Origin of the sequence: Streptomyces sp. RK9, assembly GCF_045070545.1 — a bacterium.
GTDB lineage: Bacteria > Actinomycetota > Actinomycetes > Streptomycetales > Streptomycetaceae > Streptomyces > Streptomyces alboflavus.
On record NZ_CP173704.1, the window covers coordinates 274,483 to 299,552 of the forward strand.

Consider the following 25,070-nt stretch of genomic DNA (forward strand, 5'->3'; position numbering starts at 1 on the left):
TCCCGCAAGGGCGCACATGATGCCCTTTGGGCGCCAACGGAACGAGCCGCACGGGAACTTGCCGTGCGGCTCGATCGTTTTCCTGTTCCCGGACATGATGTCGGACCCAGGGGCTACGGTATGCACGCACAAGGTGACATGCAGCAACGCCGGAAGCATCCGGGAGTATCCGTGAGCGTTCCGTACGAGACAGCGTACGAACCACCAGAGTCGCCCGAGCCAGCCTCCCCCGAGGAGCACCTCGAGCGACTGCTCAGCCGCGCCCTGAACTCCTTCGACCTGCCGGACGAGGCCGTCCGGCGCCTCGAGCGGGCGTTGGCGTACGACAGTTCGCTGCACTCCGCGCACCACAGCGCGGGCCTGCACCGCGAGACCTACCGCCACACGTGGCTGCTCGCCGACGGCCAGGCGCTCACCCTCTGGGAGCTGGCGCACAACACAGGACCCGGCAGCCACGCGCAGTACGAGCTGTATCTCGACGAGGAGGAGGCGGGCGTCGCGACGGCCCGGCTGCCGCTCCCGCTGGACACCCCCGTGAGCGACCTGCCCGTCCTGCTCCAGACGGCCCCGCCGCCCGAGCCCCGGCACACCTACGTCCCCGACGACTCCGCCGACCACGCCCGCAGGCTGCTGCGCCGCGCGGAGAACCCGGCGGGCGCGGACCGCCCCGGCGACGACATGGCACGCCTGCTGCGCTCGGCGTTCGCCCACCAGATCACGCAGGCCTTCGGCCGCACGGGCCTCAGCGGCGAACCCCGGCTCGGCTTCTCGCTGTACGAGCACGCGTTCCTGCTGTTCGACGGCTCCGAGGTCAGCCTCTGGGAGGTCGAGCACACGGCGACGACCGACGGCCGGCACATGTGCGAGGTGTACACCAGCGAGCGCGCGGCACGGTCGGCGATGGCGCGCCGGGCCCGGACGTATCCGGCGACCAGGGCTCGCTAGCTACGGTCCCGCCAGTCTCGCTAGCCACGGTCCCGCCAGTTACGGCCGCCCACGCCCGAATTGACGTATCAGACCGGCGAACGCGGCACGCTCGTCCGGGGTCAGCTCGACGGACTCCGCGCGCGGTGGCCCGGACTGGACCGGGAGCGAGCCCAGCGAGGGGCTGTTGCCGGTCGCGGGTTCCGCCGCGCGGCGGCGCTGCACATGCAGGAACGTGACGGCCCAGATGGCGGTCAGCGCGGCGAGCAGGACCACGCCTGTCTGCTGAACGATCGATGCACCCTGGAACATGCCGCTCAGTAGACAACAGCGGCCGGATCTACAACAGAGGTGTTAATGGGCCTTTGGTCCTGAAGTGACGCATCTCGCACATCACGGCTCAGCCGTCCCGCATGCCTTTTGTCCGTTTCTCCGGTTCCGTTGTCCGTTTCTCCGGTCCCGCTTCACGTTCGCCGGTGAGGAAACCAGCCATCCGGATGCAGATCGCGGGCAGTTCGGGTGCCTCGCGGGCCCAGTCCTCGGTGTCGACGCCCGCGAGGACGCAGCTCGCCCACAGGGTGGCCAGGAGGCGGGCGGCGAGGTCGGCGCTCGCGGGACCGGCGTCGGGGGCGCGACGGGCGATGACCTCCGTGGCGTGCTCGATCAGATCCGGTTCGAGGATCCAGCGGATGCCCGTGCCGGTCTCGATGAGGAAGCCGGAGTAGACCGCGAGGAAGACACGTGCCGCCTCCGTGTCGGTCTGGAGGCCGGCCTGTGCCTGCTCGGTGAGCTGGCCGACCATGTCGAGCAGGCTTGTGAGGTGACTCTGCTGAAGGTGGCTCACGTTGGCCCCTGCCAGTGCCCGTACCCGGGTTCGAACCGCAGTACCAGCAGTATGCCCACGCGTGGGGCGTCCGGGAACGGGTGAAGGGCACGCCGGTGCCGACGCGCCCTTCACACCCCGCTCGTACGCCGCGTGCTCAGGCGGCCACCGGCACCCGGGCCTCGTCCGCCGCCGCGGCGCCCGCGCCGCCGTCACCGGCCGGGTCCGCGGTCCGGAGCGCGCCCTTCAGGAGGACGACCACGACGGTCGACACGCAGACGCCCGCCGCGACGGCGACCAGGTACAGCAGTGGCTGCCCGATCAGCGGGACCACGAAGACACCGCCGTGCGGGGCGCGCAGGGTGCAGCCGAACGCCATCGACAGGGCGCCGGTGACCGCGCCGCCCGCCATCGACGCGGGGATGACGCGCAGCGGGTCGGCGGCCGCGAACGGAATTGCGCCCTCCGTGATGAAGGAGGCTCCCAGGAACCAGGCCGCCTTGCCGTTCTCGCGCTCGGTCCTGGTGAAGAGCCGCCCCCGTACGGTGGTCGCGAGAGCCATCGCAAGCGGTGGGACCATGCCGGCCGCCATCACCGCGGCCATGACCTTCAGGGAGCCGTCCGTCGGGTGGGTGAGGCCGCCGATCGCGAAGGCGTACGCGACCTTGTTGAGCGGGCCGCCGAGGTCGAAGCACATCATCAGGCCGAGGATGACGCCGAGGATGATCGCGTTGGCGCCGCTCAGGCCCTCCAGCCAGTCCGTCAGCGCGCTCTGCAGCGAGGCGATGGGCTTGCCGACGACGAGGAACATCAGGAAGCCGACGACCGCCGCGGAGATCAGGGGGATCACCACGACCGGCATGATGCCGCGCAGGACGGGTGGGATGCGGACCCGTTGGATGCCGAGGACCACCGCGCCCGCGAGGAGGCCTGCGGCCAGGCCGCCGAGGAAGCCCGCGTCGATGGTGACGGCGACCGAGCCGCCCACGAAGCCGGGGACCAGGCCGGGGCGGTCCGCCATGCCGTACGCGATGTAGCCCGCGAGGACCGGGACCAGGAAGGCGAACGCCAGGCCGCCGATCTGGAAGAGGAGGGCCGCCCAACTGGTGTGGTCGGTCCAGATGAAGTGGTCCGCCACGGACGGGGCCTTGTCGATCTTCCAGCCGCCGATGGCGAAGCCGAGGGCTATGAGGAGGCCGCCGGCCGCCACGAAGGGGACCATGTAGCTGACGCCCGACATCAGCCACTTGCGCAGCTTGGTGCCGTAGCTGTCGCCGCTGTCCCCCGCGTTGTCGACCGGGGTCGGGCTCGACGGGGTCGTCACCTCGCCTCGGGCCGCCTTCTCCCTTGCCTCCGCGAGGAGTTCCGCCGGGCGGTTGATCGCTGCTTTCACGCCTACGTCGACTGTGGGCTTGCCCGCGAAGCGGGGCTTGTCCCTTACGGGGACGTCGTGGGCGAACACGACTGCGTCGGCGGCTTCGATGGTCTCCGCGGTGAGGCGGGTGAAGCCTGCGGAGCCCTGGGTTTCCACGGTGAGGTCCACGCCTGCCTCGCGGGCCGCGTTTTCGAGGGACTCGGCTGCCATGTAGGTGTGGGCGATTCCTGTGGGGCAGGAGGTGACGGCCACTATCCGGAAGGGCCTGGTAGAGGCCGAGGTCGTCTGATCTGCGTTGGACTCCGGCGGGCCGGAACCGGGGGCTGTGCCCACCCGTTCCGCCCCAGCGGAACTGCTGCCCACAGCAGTGGAGGCAGGTGTCGGCTGGTCCTCGCCGCGGATCAAGGCCGCTGCCGACTCCGCTTCGGCCGCTGCGCGCAACGCGTCTGTGAACTCTGGGTTCATCAGTTGGCGGGCCAAGGACGAAAGGATCGTCAGGTGGGCGTCGTCCGCGCCCGCGGGGGCCGCGATGAGGAAGATGAGGTCGGCGGGGCCGTCGGGGGCGCCGAAGTCGATGCCTGTGGTGGAGCGGCCGAAGGCCAGCGTCGGCTGCGTGACATGGGCGCTGCGGCAGTGCGGGATGCCGATGCCGCCGTCCAGACCCGTCGGCATCTGGGCCTCGCGGGCCGCCACGTCGGCGAGGAAGCCGTCGAGGTCGGTCACACGGCCGAGGGTCACCATGCGGGTGGCGAGGGCGCGGGCCGCCGCCTCCTTGGTGTCGGCGGACCGGTCGAGTTCGAGGTCGACCAGGTCCGCGGTGATCATTTCGCTGCTCATCGCGGGCTCCTTCGCACGCGTATCCCTCGGGGCGGGGATGAGGGCGGGGGACGGGGGGTCACAAAGGACTGGGTCAGGGGGCGGGTTCCGTCAGGGTGCGGTCCAGGGGAACTTCGGGGGTGACCGTGACGGTGTGCGGGGACAGATCGGACGGGGTGGGCATGGCGCTGCCGGGGAGGCGGACCGCGGCGGCGCCGTGGGCCACGGCCGAGGCGAGGGCGCGGGGGCCGGTGCCGCCGGCGATCAGGAATCCGGCCAGGGAGCTGTCGCCCGCGCCGACGTTGCTGCGTACGACGTCGACGCGGGCGGATCCGAAGTACGTGCCGGAGTCGTCGACGAGGAGTTGGCCGTCCGCGCCGAGGCTGGCGAGGACCGCGCGGGCGCCCCGTTCGCGCAGCTCCTCGGCGGCCTTGACGGCGTCGCCGACGGTGGCGAGGGGGCGGCCGACGGCTCCGGCGAGCTCCTCGGCGTTGGGCTTGACGACGTCGGGGCGTTCGGCGAGGGCGGCGAGGAGGGCCGGGCCCGAGGTGTCGAGGGCGATACGGGCTCCTGCGGCGTGGCAGCGGGCGACCAGGTCGGCGTACCAGGAGGGAGCGAGGCCGCGCGGGAGGCTGCCGCAGCAGGCGATCCAGTCGGCGCCCGGTGAGTGCTCCCCGACGGTGGTGAGCAGCGACTCCCGCTCGGCGGGGGTCAGTTCGGGGCCGGGCGCGTTGATCTTGGTGAGGGTGCCGTCCGGTTCGGCGACGGAGATGTTCGAGCGCGTCTGGCCCGCCACGTGGACGGGGGCGACCTCGATGCCCTGCTCGTCGAGGAGCCTCGCGACGAGGGCGCCGGGGGCGCCGCCGAGCGGGAGGACGGCGAGGGTGCGGACGCCTGCGGCGGCGACGGCGCGGGAGACGTTCACGCCCTTGCCGCCGGGGTCCATGCGCTCGCCGGTGGCGCGGATGACCTCGCCGCGGTCGAGGGCGGGGACCTCGTAGGTGCGGTCGAGGGAGGGGTTGGGGGTGACGGTGAGGATCATGCGGGCGGTGCCTTCTGCTGCTGGGTCGCGGGCGGTGCCTGCTGCGTCGTGCGTGGTCATGCGCGTACGACCGCCGTGCCCGCCTTCTCGATCGCGGCGGCGTCGGCCGGGTCGAGGCCCGTGTCCGTGATGAGCAGGTCCACGTCGGTGAGGTCGCCGAAGCGGGCGAAGTGCTCCTGGCCGTGCTTGCCGGAGTCGGCGAGCAGGACCACGCGGCGGGCCGCGGCGACGGCGGCGCGCTTCACGGCGGCCTCGGCCAGGTCGGGGGTGGTCAGGCCGTGGGCCGTGGAGAAGCCGTTGGCGGCGAGGAAGAGGACGTCGGCGCGGATCTCGCCGTAGGCGCGGAGGGACCAGGCGTCCACGGCCGCTCGCGTGCGGTGCCTCACGCGGCCGCCCACCAGGTGGAGCTGGATGCCCGGGTGGTCGGCCAGGCGGGCCGCCGTGGGGAGGCTGTGCGTGACGGCCGTCATCTCCGCCTCCAGGGGGAGGGCGGCGGCCATGCGGGCCACCGTGGAGCCCGCGTCGAGGATGACGCTGCCTTCGGCGGGCAGTTCGGCGAGGGCGGCGTGGGCGATGCGGTCCTTCTCGTCGGCTGCCGTGCTCTCGCGTTCCGCGAGGTCCGGTTCGAAGTCCAGGCGGCCTGCCGGGATGGCGCCGCCGTGCACTCGGCGGAGGAGGCCCGCGCGGTCCAGGGCCTTCAGGTCGCGGCGGATGGTCTCCGCGGTGACCTGGAACTCGGTGGCGAGGGAGAGGACGTCCACGCGGCCTCCCTCTCTGGCGAGGCGCAGGATTTCCTGTTGGCGTTCTGGGCCGTACATGGCTGGGGGCCTCCTGCTTTTGCCCGATTACGTTGGTTCACCTGGAGCGTACGACTCCGATCGTCGGAAGTAAACATGAACGGGCATGCAGTGGGCATGTTCGGGCTTTGGTCCTGGTGCGGGTGGGCGCGGGCGGGTGCAGGGGAACGAGACAGCCCCACCCCGGGTCGGGGTGGGGCTGTCTCGTTGTGGAGCCGCGGGTCAGGGGATCAGTGCGGGCTCGCGGGTCTTCGACACGGACCCGGTCGGGGCGTCCGTTTCCTCGCCGGAGGCGTCCGCTCCCTCGATGTGCTGCTTCGGGCGCTTCGGGAGGGTGAGCATCAGGAGGAAGATGGCGACGAGGACGGCCACGACCCACCACAGGGCGTGCTGGAAGCCGTTGATGAACTCCGCCGGGATGCGGTCCGGGGTCACCTTCTCGTTGATGACGCCGTAGAAGACGACGGAGACCAGGCCGAGGCCGAACGCGTTGCCCATCTGCTGGACGGTGTTGAGGAGGCCGGACGCCGAACCTGCGTGCTCGCGCGGCACCTCGGAGAGGATCGCGTCCGTCAGGGGCGCCACGATCAGGCCCATGCCGAGGCCCATGACGACCAGCGGAAGCGCCATCTGCCAGGACGCGATGCCGGTGCCGTACCGGTCGGCCTCCCAGATGTAGATGAGGACACCCGCGGCCATGGTCAGCGCACCGGCCTGCAGGACCTTGCGGCCGAAGCGGGGCACGAGCACCTGCACGGAGAGACCGGCCGCGGCGGACACCGCGATGGAGAAGGGCACGCCCGTCACACCGGCGCGCAGCGCGCTCCAGCCGAGACCGACCTGCATGTACATCGTCCAGACCAGGAAGAAGATGCCGAGCGAGACACCGAAGACGGTCTGCACGGCGATGCCGCCGGCGAAGCTCTTCACCTTGAACAGCGACAGCTCGATGAGCGGCGAGCCGTCCTTCTTGGCCTTCTTCTTCTCGTACGCCACGAGGGCGGCGAAGACGACGAGCGCGCCCGCCATCATCACGTACCCCCATACCGGCCAGTCCAGCTCACGGCCGCGCGTCAGCGGGTAGAGCAGCATCAGCGCGCCCGCCGTGACCAGGACGACGCCGACCAGGTCCAGCTTGAGGGCCTTCGGGGCCTTGGACTCCTCGATGAACTTGCGGCCGAGGATCAGGCCCGCGATGCCGACGGGGAGGTTGATGAGGAAGATCGGGCGCCATTCGAGGCCGAGGATGTTCCACTCCGTCAGGAGCGCGCCGAGCAGCGGCCCGGAGACCGCGCCGAGGCCGACGACCATGCCGAACAGGCCGAAGACCTTGCCGCGCTCGTGCGCCGGGAAGGTGGCGTGCACGATCGAGAGGACCTGCGGCACCATCAGGGCGGCCATCGCGCCCTGCAGGATGCGGGAGGCGACCAGCATGTCCGGGTTGGCGGCGAAGCCGCACAGCGCGGAGGCGATCGTGAAGCCCGTGATGCCGACGAGGAATATCTTCTTGCGGCCGTAGATGTCGCCGAGCCGCCCGCCGGTGATCAGGCCCGCGCCGAGCGCGAGCGCGTACCCCGCGGTGATCCACTGGATGTGGCTGAACGAGGCGCCCTCGTCCCGCTGGATGGACGGGATCGCGATGTTCACGATCGTCACGTCGACCAGGTCCATGAAGGCGGCCGTCATGACGATCGCGAGGGCGAACCAGCGGCGCCGGTCCGTCGGGGACCCCGCTGACGTGGGCTCGAGCCCCGCTGACGTGGAGGTGCTGCTGGAAGAAGTCATGCCGTAAGGCTAGGGGCCATATAGGTCAGTTCACGTCCTAGATGTACGGGATCCTGGGATCAGGTTCGGGACGGATGTCGGACCACGGCGTACGGGAGGCCTCTCATGAGTACGGACACACCGGCACGGCTGCTCCAGCTCCTCTCCTTGTTGCAGACCCCGCGCGAGTGGCCGGGCGGTGAGCTGGCCGACCGGCTGAGCGTCAGCCGGCGCACGGTGCGGCGGGACGTCGACCGGCTGCGTGAGCTGGGGTATCCGGTGCAGGCGACGCAGGGCGCGAGCGGGGGCTATCGCCTGGTCGCGGGGAAGGCGATGCCGCCGCTGGTCCTCGACGACGAGGAGGCGGTGGCCATCGCGGTGGGGCTGCGGGCCGGGGCCGGGCATGCCGTGGACGGCGTCGAGGAGGCGTCGGTGCGGGCGCTCGCCAAGCTGGAGCAGGTGCTGCCGTCGCGGCTTCGGCACCGGGTGTCCGCGCTCGGGGCCGCGACGATGTCGCTCGCCACGGGGGACGGTGTGCGGATCGCGCCGGAGACGCTGACCGTGATGGCGTCGGCGACGGCCGCGCACGAGCAGTTGCGGTTCGCGTACGAGGCGAAGGACGGGACGCCGTCGCGGCGCCTCACCGAGCCGCACCGGCTCGTGTCCACGGGGCGGCGCTGGTACCTCGTCGCGTACGACCTGGAGCGGCAGGACTGGCGGACGTTCCGGGTGGACCGGGTGTCCGAGCCGTTCGCCACGGGGGTCCGTTTCACCGAGCGGATGCTGCCCGGGGGCAGCGCGGACGCCTATGTGCGGCGGAGTGTCCTCGCGCGGCCGCAGGAACGCGCGGCGTACGAGGTGGACGTGGAGTTCCACGCCCCCCTCGACCGCGTGGGCGGGCGCCTTCCGGCCTCGCTGGGCGAGTTGGCCGCCGTCGGTGCCGACCGGTGCCGTCTGCGGGGAACGGTGACCGAGCCCGTGGAGTGGGTGGCGGCCCGGCTGCTGTGGGTCGAGAGCGATTTCGTTGTGCACGGGCCGGAGGAACTACGCGGCCGCGTGCGGGAGTTGGGGCTGCGGCTGTGCGCGGCTGCGGGCAGCGCTTGAGTCCCGGCCGCCCGCCGGCGGGTGGTGCCCCCGCGCTCCGCGCGGGGGTTTCTCCCACCCTCCCCCAAGCTCTTAAAGAGCAGGGGGGACCCCCATCCCGTTCACCGTCGAACGGAAGGTCCGAGGCCGCGGCCAACCGCCGTCCCCGGCGAAGGACTCATCGCGGCTCCACGCCGCACCCAGCCCGTCCGGCGCTTGAGGACGAGGCGCGGAGCGCCGGTATCGGTGACCGGGACCCCCGGGAGCGGACCGCCGCAAGCCGGGGCCCAGCCAAGACGAACCCCCCTGCTCGCCCCGCCGGCCTCAGGCGGCCGCGTCGAAGCCCGTGTCCCGAGCCAGCTTCTTCAGCTCCAGAAGCGCGTGCTTCTCGATCTGACGGATCCGCTCACGCGTGAGCCCGTGCTCCTTGCCGACCTCGGTCAGCGTCCGCTCGCGGCCGTCCACGATGCCGTACCGCATCTTGATGATGGAGGCGGTGCGCTGGTCGAGGCGGCCTATGAGGTCGTCCAGCTCCTCGCTGCGCAGGAGCGTGAGGACGGACTGCTCGGGGGAGACGGCGGAGGTGTCCTCCAGGAGGTCGCCGAACTGGGTGTCGCCCTCGTCGTCCACCGACATGTTCAGGGAGACGGGGTCGCGGGCCCAGTCGAGGACGTCGACCACGCGCTCGGGCGTGGACGCCAGCTCGGCGGCGATCTCCGCGGGCTCCGGCTCCCGGCCGTGCTCGCGGTTGAACTCGCGCTGCACGCGCCGGATCCGGCCCAGCTCCTCGACCAGGTGGACGGGCAGCCGGATGGTGCGCGACTGGTCGGCTATGGAGCGGGTGATGGCCTGGCGGATCCACCAGGTCGCGTACGTGGAGAACTTGAAGCCCTTGGCGTAGTCGAACTTCTCGACCGCGCGGACCAGGCCCGCGTTGCCCTCCTGGATCAGGTCGAGCAGGGGCAGGCCGCTGCGCGGATAGCGCCGGGCCACGGCCACGACCAGGCGGAGGTTCGACCGGATGAAGACGTCCTTGGCGCGGTCGCCGTCGGCGACGAGGGCTTCGAGCTCCTCGCGCGAGGCGGTCACGGCCGACTCCTCGATCCCGTCGGCGTCGCGGCCCAGCACCCCGTCCAGTATCTGCCGGGCATAGACGCCCGCCTCGATGATCTGGGACAGCTCGACCTCCTTGGCGGCGTCGAGCAGGGGGGTGCGTGCGATCTCGTCGAGGTACATGCCGACCAGGTCGCGGTCGGCGATCTCGCCGCCTACGGCGCGAACACTGCGTGCCGCGTCGGTCCCGCCGGTGGCGGCGGACTTGCGACGGGCGACGGCACGGGTTGCCATGCGTGCTCCCTTGCGTGGTTGTCACTGGTCGGTCCGTCATGGACCGGTGGCCCTGATGGTCCGGGCCCGGGGGCCGGGCCTGTGGTGGACGGCACACCTTCCCAGGTGCTCTGCATCCGATGGAAACAACGACTGGAATCCGGACAGAATTCCCATGCCGCGCATCCGTTTTCGTGATCATGCAGTATGCTGCGCCGCCGCAGTGGACGGGCAGCCGCCGTCGGAACGTACAGAGGTGCAGGTCAGACCCGGATCCGAGGCCGGCCCCGGAGTTCTCGCCGACAACTGCAACCACCATGCACATGAGACCGCCGTCACATCGACGCAGGCTCATTCCTGCCGGGGTCCCGCCGGGAGAGTGCCGCCTTTGGCCGTTCCCCCACCCAGAAGACGGCCCGCGCCGCCCGATGGTTGCCCAGCAGGACAAATCCGGCATTCCTGTATCAGGTGCTCGGTCCTACGGCCCCGGTCCGCGGACCGGGGCCAGGGGCCTAGGCCCGCAGACCGTTACGGACGTCCGGAACGCCCGCCTACCGTGCCGCCATGACCGACACCAGCGGGATCCTCGACGAAGCCCTGCAACGCCTGCACGCCTCCGGACCCGAGCGTCTGGGGCGGCTCACCAACCACGGACCGATGGCCGTCGAGGCCCTGGTACGGGGCGGGCAGGGCCACACCGTGCACCGCTGGCTCGACTACTACCGCGCCAAGCTGGAGGACATGCCCGCGCCCGGGACCCCGGTCACCGACGCCGACTGGCCCACGGCCCTGGGCGATCCGCGGCGCGCCGCCGACTGGATCGGCTACTTCGAGCGCGCCCTCGCCGAGCGGCCCTGGCGCGAGGTGCTCGCCGCCTGGTGGCCGGTGTTCCTGCCGGGCATCTCGGGCGGCTCCACGCACCCGGTGATCCGCGTCGGCCACGCCGTGCGCACCCTCCTCGGCCCCGGCGGCGAGACCGCACCCCGCGTCGCCGAGCTGGCCCACGGCCTCGGCTACTGGGCCGCACGGCACACCCCGCTGCCCGCGCGCACCCCCGTCGTCCTGCCGTCGTCGGCCGGGGCGGCCGACGCGCTCGCCGCGGTCGAGCGGATCCCGGTGCAGGACGGCAGCCTGCCGGACCGCTTCGCCCAGCTCACCCAGGTCCCGGTGTGGCCCGGGAGCACCCCCGACCCCGAGGCCGCCCGCGCCCGCCTCGCCGACCTCGTCACCGCCGCCGTGCACCGCTTCGCCTCCCACGGCCACGGCGAGCCGATCATGCTGGTGCACGCGGCGACCGCCCCCAACGCCGTCCTGCGCACCCTGCCCGCGCTCCCCCGCGAGCTGTGGCCCGCCTCCCTGGACGCGGCCTGGGCGGCGAGCGCGGCGGTGACCGCGGCCTACTCGCCGGCCACCCCACAGACGTACCGCGAGGCCGACGCGGAAGCGGGCCGCAGCACCTTCGACGAGGTCTTCGCGCGGGCCGCGGCGCACGGCGACGACCACACGATCAAGTTCGCGGACACCGCCCTGGACGTGGGCGACCGCCTGGCGCGGGCCGCCGCGCTGCGGGGCGTGGAGCTCAACCCGCCCACGCTCTGACCGAGTCGGCGCGCCCTGCCCCGCGGTGAACCGCCCGCCCGGGGGCAGGGCGCTTCGACGCGTCCCGCGGGCGCCGCTCCGGGCGGACGACGGAGGCGCACTCCAGGCAACGGAGGCGCACTCCAGGCAGACGCGGAGGCACACTCCGGGGGACATGCGGGCACCGCTCCGGGGGACACAGAAAGGCCTCGTACAGTGGGATACATGGACACGCCATCCACCGCGACCGCGGACGCCGCGGACACCACAGGACCGCGCTGGCTCGACGACGAGGAACAGCGCACCTGGCTGGCGTACATACACGCCTCCACGCTCCTGGAGGACTTCCTCGACCGGCAGCTCCAGCGCGACGCGGGCATGCCGCACGTCTACTACGGCCTGCTGGTGCAGCTGTCCGCCGCGCCCCGGCGGCGGCTGCGCATGACCGAGCTGGCGAAGAGCTCGAAGATCACCCGGTCCCGGCTCTCGCACGCCGTGGCGCGCCTGGAGAAGAGCGGCTGGGTGCGGCGCGAGGACTGCGCGACGGACAAGCGCGGGCAGTTCGCGATCCTCACGGACGAGGGCTTCGAGGTGCTGCGCCAGACCGCTCCGGGGCATGTGCACGCGGTGCGCCAGGCCCTCTTCGACCGGCTGAGCCCGCAACAGCAGAAGTCCCTCGGCGAGATCATGAGGATCGTCGCCGAGGGACTTCAGCCCAAGGACGTGGGGGCGGACCTGCCCTGGCTCCGTTAGGAGCGCCGGGCAGGTCCGGCCCGCCGTGTCATGCGGTGGTACGGGGCGTCAGTGCGCCACGACCGGGATCTTCACCGCGTCCTCGACACCCTCGCCGTCGCTGGATGCCGTCGCGGAGCCGTCGTCGGCACCGGTGTTGACCAGGACGAAGGCGATCGCCGATGCCGCCACGAGGATGCCGACCGCCCACCAGATGGCGGACGTGTAGCCCTCCACCATGGACTGGGCCGCGACCAGCTTCTGCGCCGCCGGGGTGGTGGCGGAGGCCGCGTGGTCGGTGAGGTACGCGGTGGTCGCGGAGGCCGCGATGGTGTTCAGCAGGGCCGTGCCGATGGCGCCGCCGACCTGCTGCGAGGTGTTGACCATCGCGGAGGCGACACCGGCGTCACGCGGCTCGACACCGTGGGTGGCGAGCGACATGGCGGGCATGAACGCCGTACCCATGCCGAGACCCAGCATCAGCTGCGCGGGCAGGATCAGACCGGCGTACGAGGTGTCGACCTCGAGCTGCGTCAGGAGCAGCATGCCGACCGCGGCGAGCAGGAAGCCCGGAGCCATGAGCAGGCGCGGCGCGACGCGGGTCATCAGGCGGGTGCCGATCTGCGTCGAACCCACGATCATGCCGAAGATCATCGGCAGGAACGCGAAGCCGGTCTTGACCGGCGAGTAGTTCTGGACGATCTGCAGGTAGTACGTGAGGAACAGGAACAGACCGAACATCGAGATGATCGCGAGGCCGAGCGAGAGGTAGACGCCACCGCGGTTGCGCTCGGTCAGGACGCGCAGCGGGAGCAGCGGCGACTTGACCTTGGCCTCGGTGACGACGAACGCGGCGAGCAGCACGACGGAGGCGACGAACATCGTCACGGTGACGGCGTCGGACCAGCCGTCGGACTCGGCGCGGGTGAAGCCGTAGACGAGCGCGACCAGACCGAGGGTGGACAGGACCACGCCGGGGATGTCGAGCGGCGAGCGGTTGCGGCCCTCGGAGGGCTCACGGATCACGAAGTACGCGCCGACGGCGGCGATGATCGCGAACGGGATGTTCACGAAGAACGTCCAGCGCCAGTTCAGGTACTCGGTGAGGAAGCCGCCGAGGATCAGGCCGACGGCGCCACCGCCACCGGCGATCGCACCGTAGATGCCGAACGCCTTGGCGCGCTCCTTGGCCTCGGTGAACATCACCGCGAGCAGCGACAGGGCGGCGGGCGCGAGCAGCGCGCCGAACACACCCTGGAGCGCGCGGGCGCCGAGCATCATGGCCTCGCCGGTCGCGGCGCCGCCGAGGGCGGAGGCCGCGGCGAAGCCGATGAGGCCGGTCACGAAGGTGCGCTTACGGCCCCACAGGTCGGCGATGCGGCCGCCGAACAGGAGCAGACCGCCGAAGGCGAGGGCGTAAGCGGTGATGACCCACTGCTTGTTGCCCTCGGATATCCCGAGGTCCTCCTGGGCGGACGGCAGCGCGATGTTCACGATGGTCGCGTCGAGCACGACCATGAGCTGCGCGATCGCGATGAAGGTGAGCGCCTTCCAGCGCATCGGGTCGGGAGCGGGTGGGGTGACGGGTGATTGAGACATGGGTGGGTCCACCTAGGAAGACAAAGAGGTGAGTACGGGGTAAACGAGACACCTGAGGGGCGTGCGAGCGCATGGGCCCCTGGTCGTGAGGTCGGGTCCTACTTTTGACCCAGGCCCTCCTCGCTGTTGCGCGGCCGCCGCTCGTCGATGTCGCGACGCAGCTCCTCCAACGTCGCGGCGTGCCCCGGGAGTTCGGAGCGCGCCGGTGCCATCAGGCCGTCCAGGAACAGCTGGAGATGGCGGTGGACGAACTGGTCGAAGTCCACCAGGCAGCCGGCGCCGGGCAGCGGCCTGGTCAGTTGGGAGAGGGCGACCATCAGATCTCCGACGGCGATGTCGGTGCGCAGCTGCCCGGCGGCGCGGGCCCGCGCCATCAGCCCTTCGACGGCGTCTTCGAGCCGGATGCGGGAAGCGTGCAGATCGGGGTGGTCGGGGTCGATGGCCTCGGAAAGGATCGGGCAGAGGGCGCCGATGCGCTCGTCCACCGCGGCGTGGACGAAGCCCCGCAGCGCCTCGAAGGCGGCCCCGGGGTCGGCCTCGGCGGCCGCGATGGCGCCGTCGGCCTGGGCCGTGACGCGGTCGGTGACCGAAAGGACGACGTGGTGCACGAGTTCGCCGCGGTCGGGGAAGTGGCGGTAGACCGTGGCGTTGCCGACTCCGGCGCGGCGCGCGATCTCGTCCAGGGGCACGTCGGGGCCCTGCTCGACGAACATCTCGCGGGCGGCGGTGACGATCCGCTCCCGGTTGCGCAGGGCGTCGGCCCGCGGACGGGATACACGGCGCTGCGCGACGGTGGCGGTTTCCACGGCGAACACTCCTCGAAGCGGTCAAAGGCCTCAGGTTCGCAGGGCCCGTGGTGACGGGTCCAACGATTTTCCCGGTGGGAGAACTGAGGTGTGCGATCCGGGGAGTGGATCCCCGTTTCGCACGGACACCGGTCTAAACGGGGAAACGATCCCCGCTTATTTCCCGGCCTCCATGTGACCTGCGTCACATCTGAATCACACACCACCTCCCCTCCCGCCCCGGCCGCCATCCCTGCCCCCGCGCGGGGCCACCCCCCTGTCGCGGGCCCCCGCACCGCCCCCCGCACGGACCCCCTCCCACCGGCAGAAACCCACGATCGGTCGCGCTCAGCGAGCGCCCGCGCACACCCCGGCACAGGGTGAGCGAACAGGGTGCAGCCAGGACCGGCGGCTGCCGCGGAGTGGAGGGCTCACGCATGCAGCAGCCGACCCCGAAGCCGATAGCCCGCCCCCGCCCGCGCGATCGGGCGGCCAGGGCGGCCCGCCGGGTCCCGCCGCGCACGGCGGCCCTCGCCGGGCTCACGGCCCTCGCCCTGGCGGTGACCGCGTCGGCGAGCACCGGACGGCTGATGGCCGAGACGCCGTCGGCCGCGGGGTCCACGGCGCAGGCGCGGCCGACCGCCCTCGGCCCGTGCATGATCAGCGGGGACCTCGGGGTGCAGATGCCCGAGGGCATCCCCACGGGCCCCGGCTACGCCCGCTCGACCGGCATGGTGCGGGCCCTGAACCTGATGATCGACTTCTCGGACGCCCCCGGTGAGGGCTCCGCGCTCGACCGGCTCGGGGAGTTCTTCCCGCAGACCACGGACTGGTTCCGCACCAGCTCCTACGGCCGCGTGGACTACCGCGCGGAGGCGCCCGTCCAGGACTGGCTGCGGATGCCGAAGCCCTTCAAGAAGTACGGGATAGAGCGGGGCGCCCCCTTCGACCCCGGCTACCGGGAGCTGGTCGACGACATCGTGGCCGCGGCCGACGCGGACGTGGACTTCTCGGAGTACGACCTGGTGAACATCCTCGTCACCCCGAACGCGGGCCCCTCCGCGCTCGACACGGTCCTGTCGGTGACGTTCGCCGGCAACCACGAGGCGCCCGTCGCCGACGGCGTGCCCGTCTCCAACGCGTCCTTCGTCTACAGCCGCCAGGACGACGGCTCCGGGAGCTACGACCAGACCGGCTACCGCGTGCTCCCGCACGAGAACGGCCACGTCTTCGGCCTGCCCGACCTGTACACGCAGGACGGCGGGGGCGCGGTCGGCCACTGGGACATCATGAGCGAGGACTGGGGCGCGGGGAACGACCTCCTGGCCTGGCACAAGTGGAAGCTGGGCTGGCTCGACGACACCCAGGTGAACTGCGCCGCGTCCCCCGGCACCACGGAACACCTGCTCAGCCCGCTGGCCGGGAACGGCGGCACGAAGCTCGCCTTCATCCCCCTCACCAAGAAGACCGGCTACGCCGTCGAGGTCCGCACCCAGGCGGGCAACGACGAGGCCGTCTGCCGCCCCGGCGTCCTCATCTACCGCGTCGACGCCGACGTCGACACCGGCCGCGGCCCCATCACGGTCTCCGACGCCACCCGCGACAGCGGCGGCTGCACCCGCAGCCCCAACGTCCACGCCGAACTCTCGGACGCCCCCTACACCCCGGGCGAAACGTTCCGGGACCGGGACGCGGGGGTGCGGGTGACGGTGGCGGGGGCGGATCTGGAGGGGAATTATCGGGTGCACATCACGCGTGGCGAGCGCTGAGGAAACATCGGGGCACCGGCTCGGCCCACTGTCCCGCACCGCGGGCCTCACGCCGCCACGGCCCCCGGCACCGTCTCCCGTACCTGTCGCAGGAAGACCGCGTTGCTGGGGGTTCGGCGGATGTGTTCGAGGAGGGCTTCCAGGCCGCCGCTGCCCTCGCGGGCGTGGAGGGCGCGGCGGAGGCCGCGCAGGGCGGTCAACTCCGTGGCCGGTACGAGGAGTTCCTCACGGCGGGTGCCGGACGGGGTGACGTCGATGGCCGGGAAGACGCGGCGGTCGGCGAGGGTGCGGTCCAGGCGCAGTTCCATGTTGCCCGTGGACTTGAGCTCTTCGAAGTAGTAGTCGTCGGCGCGCGAGCCGGTGTCGACCAGGGCGGTGGCGAGGATGGTCAGGGAGCCGCCCTCCTCGGCCAGGCGGGCGGCGCCGAAGAGGCGCTTGGGGCCCTGGACGGAGCCCGCGTCGACGCCGCCGCTGAGGGTGCGGCCGCCGGACGCGGCGGAGTTGTTGTAGGCGCGGCACAGGCGGGTCAGGGAGTCGAAGAGCATCACGACGTCGCGGCCCTCCTCGACGAGCCGCTTGGCGCGTTCGACGGCGAGTTCGGCGAGGGCGATGTGCGTCTTGGGGGTCTTGTCGAAGGTGGAGGCGAGGACTTCGCCGCGTACGGAGCGCCGCATGTCGGTGACCTCCTCGGGCCGTTCGTCCAGGAGGACGACCATGAGGTGGCACTCGGGGTGGTTCTCGGCGACTGCGGCGGCGAGTTGCTGGAGCAGGACGGTCTTGCCGGTGCGCGGCGGCGCGACGATCAGGCCGCGCTGCCCCTTGCCGACGGGTGCGACGAGGTCGATGACGCGGGTCGCGAGCGCGCCTCGGGTGGTGCGGGAGGGTGCGGGGGCGCCGGGCGCCGCCTCGGTCGGCAGTTCCAGGCGCAGCCGCTCGCGCGGGTGCAGCGGGGTGAGGGAGGCGAACTCGGGCCGGGAGCCGGGCGTTCGGGGCGCGCGGCCGTTCACGCGGGCGACTTCGGCGAGCACGCGCGGCTTCTCGCCGCAGGTGCCCTCGACGAAGTCGCCGGTGCGCAGGCCGAGTCGGCGGATGAGGGCGGCGGGGACGAGCACGTCGTCCGGGCCGGGCAGGCAACCGGCGCCGCGCAGGTGCCCGTTGGGGGCGTTGCGGTCCTTCGCGGTGCCGCCGGCGCCGTTGGGGCCGGTGGCGTTGCGGCTGTTGGCCGCGCGGTTCGCGCCGGTGGGTGCGATGTCCAGGACACCGCTGTGGAGGATCTGGCTGGTCATGAGTGTGGGTCCTTTCGCGGACATGCGAATGAAGGGGCCCGCGCGGCGGAGAGTCACGCCTGGTACGACGGGCGGTTCGGCGGGAGCGCGGCCGGCGGAACGCGGACCACGAGCGAGCCGTGAAGGGGAACGAGACCCGGTACGGGGTGGAGCCGAGGGGATGGAGCAGAAGGTGGTGCGGTACTGCGATGGAGAAGGGCGGTGAAGTCCAGCGCCCGAGAAACGGCGACACCCGAAACGGGGAAAGAAGCACCGGCGCCCAGAGGGGGCGTACACACGTGCTGTCCGCACCGTAGCACACCGACGGCGCCCACGGCGCAATCCGCCGAGAATCTTGAGCCTCCGCACGCCCGGTGACGCTACGTGCGTGATCCAGTACGTTCAGTACTCGTGAGGGACGCGCAGTGCGACCCCGCAGGCAGGAAGACCTGACCCCCGAAGCCCCCCGCACACTCCCGCACCACCCCCGAACCGCGTCGGCCGATGCCCCTGAGCGCGTCGGCCGGCGCCCGGACGGCCCGTCCCACAGCTGACCGCCCCGCCCGACTGCGCCCCCCACGGGCAGCCGGGCGGGGGTGGGCACGGGCGGCGGGAGGGTCGCACGCGGTACCAGAACGCCGCGTGCGACCCTGGCTGCCGGGAGCCAGTCGCGCACCGGGGACTAGAACAAAGGCCCCCAGAACCCCCCATCACCGCAAGAGAGTCGACAACTCAGGCCGATCGCCCTGCCGTTCCCGGCCCACCCCGCCGTACCGTTCTCCCATGCCCGAACTCCAGCGCCTGCGCCCCGACCACGCCCCGGCCCTGCTCGCCTTCGAACGGGAGAACCGCGCGTACTTCGCCGCGTCGGTACCGGACCGCGGCGACGCCTACTTCGCCGAGTTCGACGCACGGCACGCGGCACTCCTGGCCGAGCAGGAGAGCGGGGACTGCCACTTCCACGTCCTCGTGGGCGGCGACGGCGAGATCTTCGGACGGGTCAACCTCGTGGACGTGGCGGAAGGATCGGCCGAACTCGGCTACCGCATCGCCGAGAAGGCCGCCCGGCAGGGACTCGCCACGTCCGCCGTGGAGAAGGTGTGCGCCCTCGCGGCCACCGAGTACGGCCTGACGTCCCTGCGCGCATCGACGACCCACGACAACCCCGGCTCCGAGGCGGTCCTCGCCCGCTGCGGCTTCGTCCCCGCGGGCGAGATCGAGCTCGACGGCCGCCCCGGCATCACGTACACCCGGGACCTCACGGGCGTCGCCCGGACAGGGGCCGTGTCCGGGCGACGGTACACCGCGTAAGGGATCAGGGGTACGTAAGGGATATCAGGGACATTACGTAAGGCTGCGGGGCCTCACAGGAAGCGGAGCCTCACAGGAAGCTGACGTTCTGCGCCAGCGCCAGCCTCCCCGAGTAGTTGACGGTGTTCGTCGCGGACCGCATGTACGCCTTCCACGCGTCGGACCCGGACTCCCGCCCGCCGCCGGTCTCCTTCTCGCCGCCGAACGCCCCGCCGATCTCGGCGCCGCTGGTGCCGATGTTGACGTTGGCGATGCCGCAGTCGGACCCCTCGGCGGACAGGAACAGCTCGGCCTCGGCCTGGTCGCGGGTGAAGATGCTGGAGGACAGGCCCTGCGGCACGTCGTTGTGCAGGGCGATGGCCTCCTCCAGGGTCTCGTACGTCATGACGTACAGGACGGGCGCGAAGGTCTCCTCGCGGACGACCCCGGTCTGCGCGCCGACGCGGACGATCACCGGCTCGACGTACGCGGCGTCGGGCGCGATGTCCGCGAACCGGCGGCCGCCGCCCGCGAGCACCTTGCCGCCCTCGGCCTGGGCGCGCGCCACGGACTCCTGCATGCGGTCCAGCGCGGCGGTGGAGATCAGCGGCCCGACGAGGGTGGCGTCGTCGAAGGGGTCGCCGACGGGCAGCTTGGCGTAGGCGGCGGTGAGCCGGGCCACGAGGGTGTCGGCGATGTCGCGGTGCACGATGAGGCGGCGCAGCGTGGTGCACCGCTGTCCGGCCGTGCCCGCCGCCGCGAACACGATGCCCTGCACGGCGAGGTCCAGGTCGGCGGAGGGCGCGACGACGGCCGCGTTGTTGCCGCCGAGTTCGAGCAGCGTCCGGCCGAAGCGGGCGGCGACGCGCGGCCCCACCTCACGCCCCATGCGGGTGGAGCCGGTGGCGCTGACGAGCGCGACGCGGGAGTCGTCGACGAGCCGCTCGCCGACGGCCCGGTCGCCGATCACGAGCCGGTGCACGCCGTCGGGTGCGCCGACGTCCTCGGCGGCCCGGTCGAGCAGGCGCGCGCAGGCGAGGGAGATCAGCGGGGTCAGCTCGGACGGCTTCCAGACGACGGTGTCGCCGCAGGCCAGGGCCACGGCGGTGTTCCAGGACCAGACGGCACAGGGGAAGTTGAACGCGGAGACGACCCCGACGACGCCCAGCGGGTGCCAGGTCTCGGCGAGCCGGTGCCCGGGCCGCTCGGAGGCGATGGTCCGCCCGTACAGCTGCCGGGACAGACCCACCGCGAAGTCGCAGATGTCGATCATCTCCTGGACCTCGCCGAGCGCCTCGGAGCGGATCTTGCCCGCCTCGACGGTGACGAGGTCGGCGAGGTCGCTCTTGTGCTCGCGCAGCAACTCGCCGAGTCTGCGCACCAGTTCGCCCCGGACCGGGGCCGGGGTGGACCGCCAGGCGAGGAAGGCGCGGTGCGCGTCGGCGACGGCCTCCTCGACGTCGGCCGCGCTCGCGGCGGGCACGGGGAACAGGCGCTCGCCGGTGATCGGCGTGCGCGCGTGACAGACCTCGCGCTCGGATCCGCCGCCACCCACGCCTTCGTCGAGCGTGACGCCGACGCGGTCGAGGGCGGCGCGGGCCCGGGTGCGGAGGTCGTCGGTGGTGGGGAGGGTGCGGGGCATGGGGCTCCTTGGGTCGAGGGGTGCGGGCCGGGGGCTGTGGGGCCGGTCGGACGGGCCGGGCGATGCGCGGGCCGGGCTCGGGGCGGGGCGGGCTCGGGGCAGGGCGGGCTCGGGGCAGGGCTCAGGCGGGCGGCGGCACCTCCACCCGGTCGAGCCGCAGCTCCTCCGCGACCCGCCCGAGGGACCGTTCCTGCTGCCCCTCGTACAGGGCGAACGGATCGAGTACGTCCCGGCCGACGGCGCCGGACAGCCAGTCGCTGTCGTACGCGGCGCCCGCCTCGCCGTCCTTGCGGGTGCCGGAGCCGTCCAGGTTGGACTGGAAGATCCCGGCGGCGGACCGGGGCAGGAAGTCCTCGTACACGATCGGGTCGGCGCGCACCCAGCCCTCGCGGAGCAGCCCGGGCAGGTCCGGCGGCGGGGTGCGGCCGTCGCGGGGCCTGTCGGGGACGACGTGGTACGTGAAGTGGGCGAGGCCGCGGGCGGCGAGGGCGTGCTCGGTGTCGGGGAAGTGGTCGGGCCAGAGGGCGCGGGCGCGGTCGGCGCGGGTGACGGGGGCGGGGGCCTGGTCGGCCCGGTCGTCCCGGGCCGCGGTCGCGCCCTGAGCTGCGGCGCCGCCCCGCACCGCCCCTCCGGCCCCCTCCGCGTCGAGCCGCGCGAGCAACTCGTCGTACAGCGCCCGCCCCCGCCGGCTCAGCGCGATCCCTCGCGCCTCGACCTCCCCGAACCGCACCCGCAGCGCCCCCGGGACCACGCTCCCGTCCGGCTGCCGCATGGCGCGCGGCTCGTCCAGGGCCCGGAAGGAGGTCTGGCGCAGGAGCACGTCCGGCCCGTCCCACTTCGGCGGCCCCTGGATGGCGTCGATCATCCGGACGCCGCGGTCGGTCATCCGCCGGTACAGCTCGTCGATGTCGAGGACGCGCGGGGTCAGATGGTTGATGTGGGTGCTGCGCACGCCGCCGATGTCCGCGGCGACGGCGGAGACCCGCTCCAGCGTCTCGTACCACGCCCGGTCGACCGGCTCGGGCGACAACTCGAAGGCACCGACGGCGAGTTCCAGGAACCGCTCGGCGTCGCCGCCCGGCAGCCCCTGCTCCGCCTCGGCCCGGTCGGCGAGGGCGAGCAGCTCGGCGGGGAACAACTCCCGCTCCCCCAGGAACCGTTCGAGCCTGGCCCGCAGGTCGGCGTCGAAGAAGCGGGGGTCGGCCGGAGTGAGCAGCGAGGTGAAGACGCGGAAGGGGTTGCGGGCCAGCTCGACGCCGCCGACCGGGCGGAAGGCGGTGGACACGACGGGCACGGCGCTGGCTGCGGCCTCGCGCAGGTCGTAGAACCCGACGGGCCGCATCCCGAGGGCACCGAAGACCCGGCCGACCTGCGCCAGCTCGGCGGGCGTCCCGACCCGGATGGCCCCGTGCCGCTCGGCGGTGACCCGCCCGATCGCCCCGAGCCGCTCGGCGTCCGCGCCGCGCTCGCGCAGCACGTCCTCGTTCACCTCGCGCGAGACGTCGACGAGGGTGGTGTACGCGGGGACCTCGCGCCCGTACATGGTGGAGAGGCGGGCGGCGAAGGCGGCGCGGAGCTGCCACGGGGTGAGCCAGGCGGCCCCTTCGGGGACGGCGCCGGACACCTCGTGCGCGGCCTGATGCTCCATCACATTGCCTCCCTGTCCGTCAGTTGCCGCAGTTTCTGCGATACCTGACCTGCAATTCCTGCGATTCCTGCTCGTCACACGACGTGGGCCTCGGGGCGGCCGCCGGTGGCCGCGCCGCCGTCGCCCTCGCGGAAGCGGTCCGCGCCGAGCGGGGTGACGTCGACGACCGGCCGCCGCCCGAGGAAAAGATCCCGTACAACCTCTCCCACGGCGGGGGCCTGAAGGAACCCGTGGCCGGAAAACCCGGTGGCGTAAAGGAAGTTGGAGACGCGCGCGTCCCGTCCGATGAGGGCGTTCCGGTCGGGCGTGACCTCGTAGAGGCCGGCCCATCCGCCCGCGATCTCCAGGTCGGCGAGGGCGGGGGCGCGCCGCCGCGCCACGTCCCGGAACAGCTCGACCCAGTCCGGGGTCCAGGTGGTGTCGAACCCCTCCTCCTGCGCGGGGTCGGCGAGCCCGACGAGCAGGCCGTCGTCGCTGTTGTGGAAGTAGGCGGTCGAGGAGAAGTCGATGGTGAAGGGGATGCGCGGGGCGGGCGGGTCCAGCGGCCGGGTGAGGGCGATCTGGCGTCGCAGGGGCCGCACCGGCAGCCGCACCCCGGCCGCCTCGCCGACCCCGGCGGACCAGGCCCCGGCGGCGCACACGAGGGTGGAGCAGGGGATGACGCCGCGGTCGGTGCGGACGGCGGTGACGCGCCCGCCGGCGTCGTCGAGGTCCACGCCGGTGACCGTGGTGCCGGTGCGGAACCGGACCCCGGCGCGGGCGGCGGCGCGGGCGTAGCCCTGGATGACGAGGCCGGGGCGGGCGTGGCCGTCGTCCGGCGAGTGGACGGCGCCGACGAGGCCCTCACTCCGTACGTACGGACACAGCTCACGCGCGCGTTCCGGGCCGATGACGCGGCTGGGCACGCCCAGGGCGTTCTGCGTGGCGACGCTCTCCTCGAACGCGGCGAGATCCGCTTCGTCGCTCAGCAGGAACAGATACCCGGCCCGCTCAAGGCGGATGTCCCCGCCGGGCCTGCGCCCGAAGTCCCCGTACGCCCGCAGGCTCCGCAGCCCCAGCTCGATGTTGACCGGGTCGGAGAACTGCGCCCGTACCCCGCCGATCGGCTTGCCCGAACTGCCGCACCCGAGCGTGCCGCGCTCGACGACGACGATGTCCCTGACCCCGGCCTCGGCGAGGTGGAAGGCGATGGAGACACCCATGACGCCGCCGCCGACGATGACGAGGGAGGGCGGGCCGGAGGGTGCGCCCGGGCTTGCGGCCGACGTGGAGGTCGTAGAGGTCAAGGTGCGATCCCTCCCACTCAACAGGGGGCGGTCAACAGGGGCTCGACTCGATCTACCGGTCATCGTGCAGCAGGGCGACCATTGACGTCCATGAACAGATCCTGCGCGTGACCGTTGAGGACTGCTATACGGACGCGCCGGTGAACGAGGAGAGCGAGCCGCCCGATGCCGACCCCCGACCGCGGCCCCGCGCCGCGCCCCGGACCCGCGCCGTGAACTGGACCAGCGCCCAGCTGCGCTCCCTGGTGGAGCTGGGCAGAAGGGGAACGATCACGGCGGTGGCCGCCGCGCTCGGGTACACGCCGGGCGGTGTGTCCCAGCAGATCGCGGCCCTGGAACGGGCCACGGGCCGGGAGCTGCTTCGCCGGGCGGGCCGCAGGGTCGAGCTGACCGAGGCGGGCCGCACGCTCGCCGAGCACGCGGAGCGGATCCTGGCCGCGGAGGCGGAGGCGATGGCGGCCGTGGAGCGCACCCGCACCGAGATCACCGGGATCCTCCGGGTGGCGCTGTTCGCGACGGCGGCGGCCGACATCCTGCCCGAGGCCCTGCGCCGGGCCCGCGAGGCGCACCCCGGCCTTGAGGTGCGCAGCAGGGACATGGAGGTGGACGACGTGTACGACGCGGTGGCGTCGGGGACGGTGGACCTGGCGCTCGGCCTGGACTACCCGGACGTGCCGATCCCCCGCGACCCGGGCCTGCGCGTACGCCACCTCCGCACGGAACGCTTCGCGCTGGCGCTGCCGCCGGGGACGTACACGGAACGCTTCGCTCCGACCGTGCCGCCCGGGACGTACGCCGACCGCCCGCCCACCCCCCTGCCCCTCGCCGCCGCCGAGCCGCTCCCCTGGATCCTGCCGTCCCCGTCCACGTACTACGGCAGGGCGATCCGCACCGCCTGCCGCCGGGCGGGCTTCGAGCCCCGGGTCCACCACGAGGTGACGGACACGGCGGCGACGCTGGCGCTCGTGGAGGCGGGGGTCGGCGTCGCGACGGTGACGGACCTGATGCTCCGCCTGCGCCCGTCCCGGGTGGACGTCCTTCCCCTGGCCCCGGCTCCGGAGCGGCACATCGTCATGATCTACCGCACGGCCTCGGCGTCCCTGCCCACGCTCACCTCGCTGGTCGCGCTGCTGGAGGGTGAGACGGGGTAGGGACGCCGGGGGGCCGGGGGCGCGGGTCGGCTACAGGCTGACGACGCCCGCGGCGAGCCCGCCCGCCGCGCAGACGGCCCAGCCGACGGCAGGCCGCCACAGCAGGGCCGCCGCGAGGGCGGCCTGGGCCGGGATGACGACGCCGAGGAACAGCACGGTGACGAGGGTGCCCCAGTCCGTGTCCGCGCCGGTCGCCGCCCAGCCGACGAGTGCGGCGGCCAGGGCCGCGGCGAGGTGGCCGTAGCGGGCGTCGGTCGGCTGGGGCCAGTCGCCGGGGCGCTCCCGGCGGCCGCGGACGAGCCGGAACCGGATCATGACGCCGAGTTCCGCCAGGAGGACGGCCGTTGCGATGGTGTTGATGAGCATGTGTCGGCC

Annotated in this window: 21 protein-coding genes; 7 read left to right on the top strand and 14 right to left on the bottom strand. The window is 72.8% G+C overall.

From position 1 onward, the window contains the following. The first annotated feature begins 171 nt into the window (after positions 1-171). Entirely contained in the window at positions 172-945 is a 774-nt protein-coding gene (locus tag AB6L24_RS21340) for a DUF6227 family protein (protein ID WP_405657488.1), read from the top strand. A 39-nt stretch (positions 946-984) separates the two neighbouring features. Here the strand turns inward: AB6L24_RS21340 and AB6L24_RS21345 are convergent, their stop codons facing one another. The 6 genes from AB6L24_RS21345 to AB6L24_RS21370 all read right to left on the bottom strand — a co-directional run bounded on the left by AB6L24_RS21345 (position 985) and on the right by AB6L24_RS21370 (position 7,562). Next, a complete protein-coding gene (locus AB6L24_RS21345; RefSeq protein ID WP_030359405.1) occupies positions 985-1,236 on the bottom strand; it encodes a hypothetical protein in 252 nt (83 codons plus the stop codon). 88 nt (positions 1,237-1,324) lie between these two features. After that, complete coding sequence (locus AB6L24_RS21350; protein WP_405657489.1) at positions 1,325-1,768, bottom strand: hypothetical protein; 444 nt, start codon at positions 1,766-1,768, stop codon at positions 1,325-1,327. A gap of 136 nt (positions 1,769-1,904) precedes the next feature. After that, positions 1,905-3,959: a fructose-specific PTS transporter subunit EIIC gene (locus AB6L24_RS21355; RefSeq protein ID WP_405657491.1), complete on the bottom strand. Its 2,055-nt coding sequence runs from the start codon at positions 3,957-3,959 to the stop codon at positions 1,905-1,907. A 73-nt stretch (positions 3,960-4,032) separates the two neighbouring features. Then, the gene (gene pfkB / locus AB6L24_RS21360; protein WP_405663211.1) at positions 4,033-4,980 is read right to left on the bottom strand and encodes a 1-phosphofructokinase; all 948 of its coding nucleotides are present in this window, start codon (positions 4,978-4,980) and stop codon (positions 4,033-4,035) included. A gap of 56 nt (positions 4,981-5,036) precedes the next feature. After that, a complete protein-coding gene (locus tag AB6L24_RS21365) occupies positions 5,037-5,798 on the bottom strand; it encodes a DeoR/GlpR family DNA-binding transcription regulator (protein WP_405657493.1) in 762 nt (253 codons plus the stop codon). A gap of 201 nt (positions 5,799-5,999) precedes the next feature. Further along, positions 6,000-7,562, bottom strand: coding sequence for an MFS transporter (locus AB6L24_RS21370; RefSeq protein WP_405657494.1), 1,563 nt, complete (start codon positions 7,560-7,562; stop codon positions 6,000-6,002). A 105-nt stretch (positions 7,563-7,667) separates the two neighbouring features. Here AB6L24_RS21370 and AB6L24_RS21375 point away from each other — a divergent pair, with 105 nt between their 5' ends. Continuing rightward, positions 7,668-8,645: a helix-turn-helix transcriptional regulator gene (locus AB6L24_RS21375; protein ID WP_405657495.1), complete on the top strand. Its 978-nt coding sequence runs from the start codon at positions 7,668-7,670 to the stop codon at positions 8,643-8,645. 303 nt (positions 8,646-8,948) lie between these two features. On the opposite strand, the gene AB6L24_RS21380 is transcribed toward AB6L24_RS21375, so the two are convergent. After that, positions 8,949-9,971 (bottom strand): RNA polymerase sigma factor RpoD/SigA, encoded by a 1,023-nt coding sequence (locus tag AB6L24_RS21380; protein WP_380845694.1) that lies wholly within the window; start codon positions 9,969-9,971, stop codon positions 8,949-8,951. Between the two features lie 543 nt (positions 9,972-10,514). Between AB6L24_RS21380 and AB6L24_RS21385 the strand changes: the two genes are divergently transcribed. Together AB6L24_RS21385 and AB6L24_RS21390 are read left to right on the top strand one after the other, a co-directional pair. Then, on the top strand, positions 10,515-11,549 hold the full coding sequence (locus AB6L24_RS21385) for a questin oxidase family protein (protein ID WP_405657497.1): 1,035 nt from the start codon (positions 10,515-10,517) through the stop codon (positions 11,547-11,549). A gap of 204 nt (positions 11,550-11,753) precedes the next feature. Beyond that, the gene (locus AB6L24_RS21390) at positions 11,754-12,281 is read left to right on the top strand and encodes a MarR family winged helix-turn-helix transcriptional regulator (protein WP_380845700.1); all 528 of its coding nucleotides are present in this window, start codon (positions 11,754-11,756) and stop codon (positions 12,279-12,281) included. A gap of 48 nt (positions 12,282-12,329) precedes the next feature. On the opposite strand, the gene AB6L24_RS21395 is transcribed toward AB6L24_RS21390, so the two are convergent. Then, positions 12,330-13,859, bottom strand: coding sequence for an MFS transporter (locus tag AB6L24_RS21395; protein WP_405657498.1), 1,530 nt, complete (start codon positions 13,857-13,859; stop codon positions 12,330-12,332). Positions 13,860-13,957: 98 nt separating this feature from the next. Next, a complete protein-coding gene (locus tag AB6L24_RS21400; RefSeq protein WP_405657499.1) occupies positions 13,958-14,665 on the bottom strand; it encodes a TetR/AcrR family transcriptional regulator in 708 nt (235 codons plus the stop codon). A gap of 416 nt (positions 14,666-15,081) precedes the next feature. Here AB6L24_RS21400 and AB6L24_RS21405 point away from each other — a divergent pair, with 416 nt between their 5' ends. Beyond that, positions 15,082-16,413 carry a M6 family metalloprotease domain-containing protein gene (locus AB6L24_RS21405; protein ID WP_405657501.1) on the top strand — a complete coding sequence of 444 codons (1,332 nt, stop codon included), beginning with the start codon at positions 15,082-15,084 and terminating at the stop codon, positions 16,411-16,413. A gap of 47 nt (positions 16,414-16,460) precedes the next feature. Here AB6L24_RS21405 and rho read toward each other — a convergent pair whose 3' ends face one another. Beyond that, complete coding sequence (gene rho / locus AB6L24_RS21410) at positions 16,461-17,699, bottom strand: transcription termination factor Rho (RefSeq protein WP_405657502.1); 1,239 nt, start codon at positions 17,697-17,699, stop codon at positions 16,461-16,463. A gap of 762 nt (positions 17,700-18,461) precedes the next feature. Between rho and AB6L24_RS21415 the strand changes: the two genes are divergently transcribed. After that, the gene (locus AB6L24_RS21415; RefSeq protein ID WP_405657504.1) at positions 18,462-18,989 is read left to right on the top strand and encodes a GNAT family N-acetyltransferase; all 528 of its coding nucleotides are present in this window, start codon (positions 18,462-18,464) and stop codon (positions 18,987-18,989) included. Positions 18,990-19,059: 70 nt separating this feature from the next. Here the strand turns inward: AB6L24_RS21415 and AB6L24_RS21420 are convergent, their stop codons facing one another. The 3 genes from AB6L24_RS21420 to AB6L24_RS21430 all read right to left on the bottom strand — a co-directional run bounded on the left by AB6L24_RS21420 (position 19,060) and on the right by AB6L24_RS21430 (position 23,544). Continuing rightward, positions 19,060-20,610, bottom strand: a complete 1,551-nt coding sequence (locus AB6L24_RS21420) for an aldehyde dehydrogenase family protein (RefSeq protein ID WP_405657505.1) — start codon at positions 20,608-20,610, stop codon at positions 19,060-19,062. A gap of 121 nt (positions 20,611-20,731) precedes the next feature. Then, positions 20,732-22,258, bottom strand: coding sequence for a 2-oxoadipate dioxygenase/decarboxylase family protein (locus tag AB6L24_RS21425; RefSeq protein WP_405657506.1), 1,527 nt, complete (start codon positions 22,256-22,258; stop codon positions 20,732-20,734). Between the two features lie 74 nt (positions 22,259-22,332). Continuing rightward, positions 22,333-23,544, bottom strand: coding sequence for an NAD(P)/FAD-dependent oxidoreductase (locus AB6L24_RS21430; RefSeq protein WP_405657507.1), 1,212 nt, complete (start codon positions 23,542-23,544; stop codon positions 22,333-22,335). Between the two features lie 212 nt (positions 23,545-23,756). Here AB6L24_RS21430 and AB6L24_RS21435 point away from each other — a divergent pair, with 212 nt between their 5' ends. Continuing rightward, complete coding sequence (locus tag AB6L24_RS21435) at positions 23,757-24,695, top strand: LysR substrate-binding domain-containing protein (RefSeq protein ID WP_405663212.1); 939 nt, start codon at positions 23,757-23,759, stop codon at positions 24,693-24,695. Between the two features lie 30 nt (positions 24,696-24,725). Here AB6L24_RS21435 and AB6L24_RS21440 read toward each other — a convergent pair whose 3' ends face one another. Then, on the bottom strand, positions 24,726-25,061 hold the full coding sequence (locus AB6L24_RS21440; protein ID WP_405657509.1) for a hypothetical protein: 336 nt from the start codon (positions 25,059-25,061) through the stop codon (positions 24,726-24,728). Positions 25,062-25,070: the final 9 nt, after the last annotated feature.

Coding starts and splice junctions, on each gene's coding strand:
- AB6L24_RS21345 (WP_030359405.1), bottom strand. CDS start 1,236: ATGTTCCAGGGTGCATCGATCGTTCAGCAGACAGGCGTGGTCCTGCTC.
- AB6L24_RS21355 (WP_405657491.1), bottom strand. CDS start 3,959: ATGAGCAGCGAAATGATCACCGCGGACCTGGTCGACCTCGAACTCGAC.
- pfkB (WP_405663211.1), bottom strand. CDS start 4,980: ATGATCCTCACCGTCACCCCCAACCCCTCCCTCGACCGCACCTACGAG.
- AB6L24_RS21365 (WP_405657493.1), bottom strand. CDS start 5,798: ATGTACGGCCCAGAACGCCAACAGGAAATCCTGCGCCTCGCCAGAGAG.
- AB6L24_RS21370 (WP_405657494.1), bottom strand. CDS start 7,562: ATGACTTCTTCCAGCAGCACCTCCACGTCAGCGGGGCTCGAGCCCACG.
- AB6L24_RS21375 (WP_405657495.1), top strand. CDS start 7,668: ATGAGTACGGACACACCGGCACGGCTGCTCCAGCTCCTCTCCTTGTTG.
- AB6L24_RS21380 (WP_380845694.1), bottom strand. CDS start 9,971: ATGGCAACCCGTGCCGTCGCCCGTCGCAAGTCCGCCGCCACCGGCGGG.
- AB6L24_RS21385 (WP_405657497.1), top strand. CDS start 10,515: ATGACCGACACCAGCGGGATCCTCGACGAAGCCCTGCAACGCCTGCAC.
- AB6L24_RS21390 (WP_380845700.1), top strand. CDS start 11,754: ATGGACACGCCATCCACCGCGACCGCGGACGCCGCGGACACCACAGGA.
- AB6L24_RS21395 (WP_405657498.1), bottom strand. CDS start 13,859: ATGTCTCAATCACCCGTCACCCCACCCGCTCCCGACCCGATGCGCTGG.
- AB6L24_RS21405 (WP_405657501.1), top strand. CDS start 15,082: ATGCAGCAGCCGACCCCGAAGCCGATAGCCCGCCCCCGCCCGCGCGAT.
- rho (WP_405657502.1), bottom strand. CDS start 17,699: ATGACCAGCCAGATCCTCCACAGCGGTGTCCTGGACATCGCACCCACC.
- AB6L24_RS21415 (WP_405657504.1), top strand. CDS start 18,462: ATGCCCGAACTCCAGCGCCTGCGCCCCGACCACGCCCCGGCCCTGCTC.
- AB6L24_RS21420 (WP_405657505.1), bottom strand. CDS start 20,610: ATGCCCCGCACCCTCCCCACCACCGACGACCTCCGCACCCGGGCCCGC.
- AB6L24_RS21425 (WP_405657506.1), bottom strand. CDS start 22,258: ATGGAGCATCAGGCCGCGCACGAGGTGTCCGGCGCCGTCCCCGAAGGG.
- AB6L24_RS21440 (WP_405657509.1), bottom strand. CDS start 25,061: ATGCTCATCAACACCATCGCAACGGCCGTCCTCCTGGCGGAACTCGGC.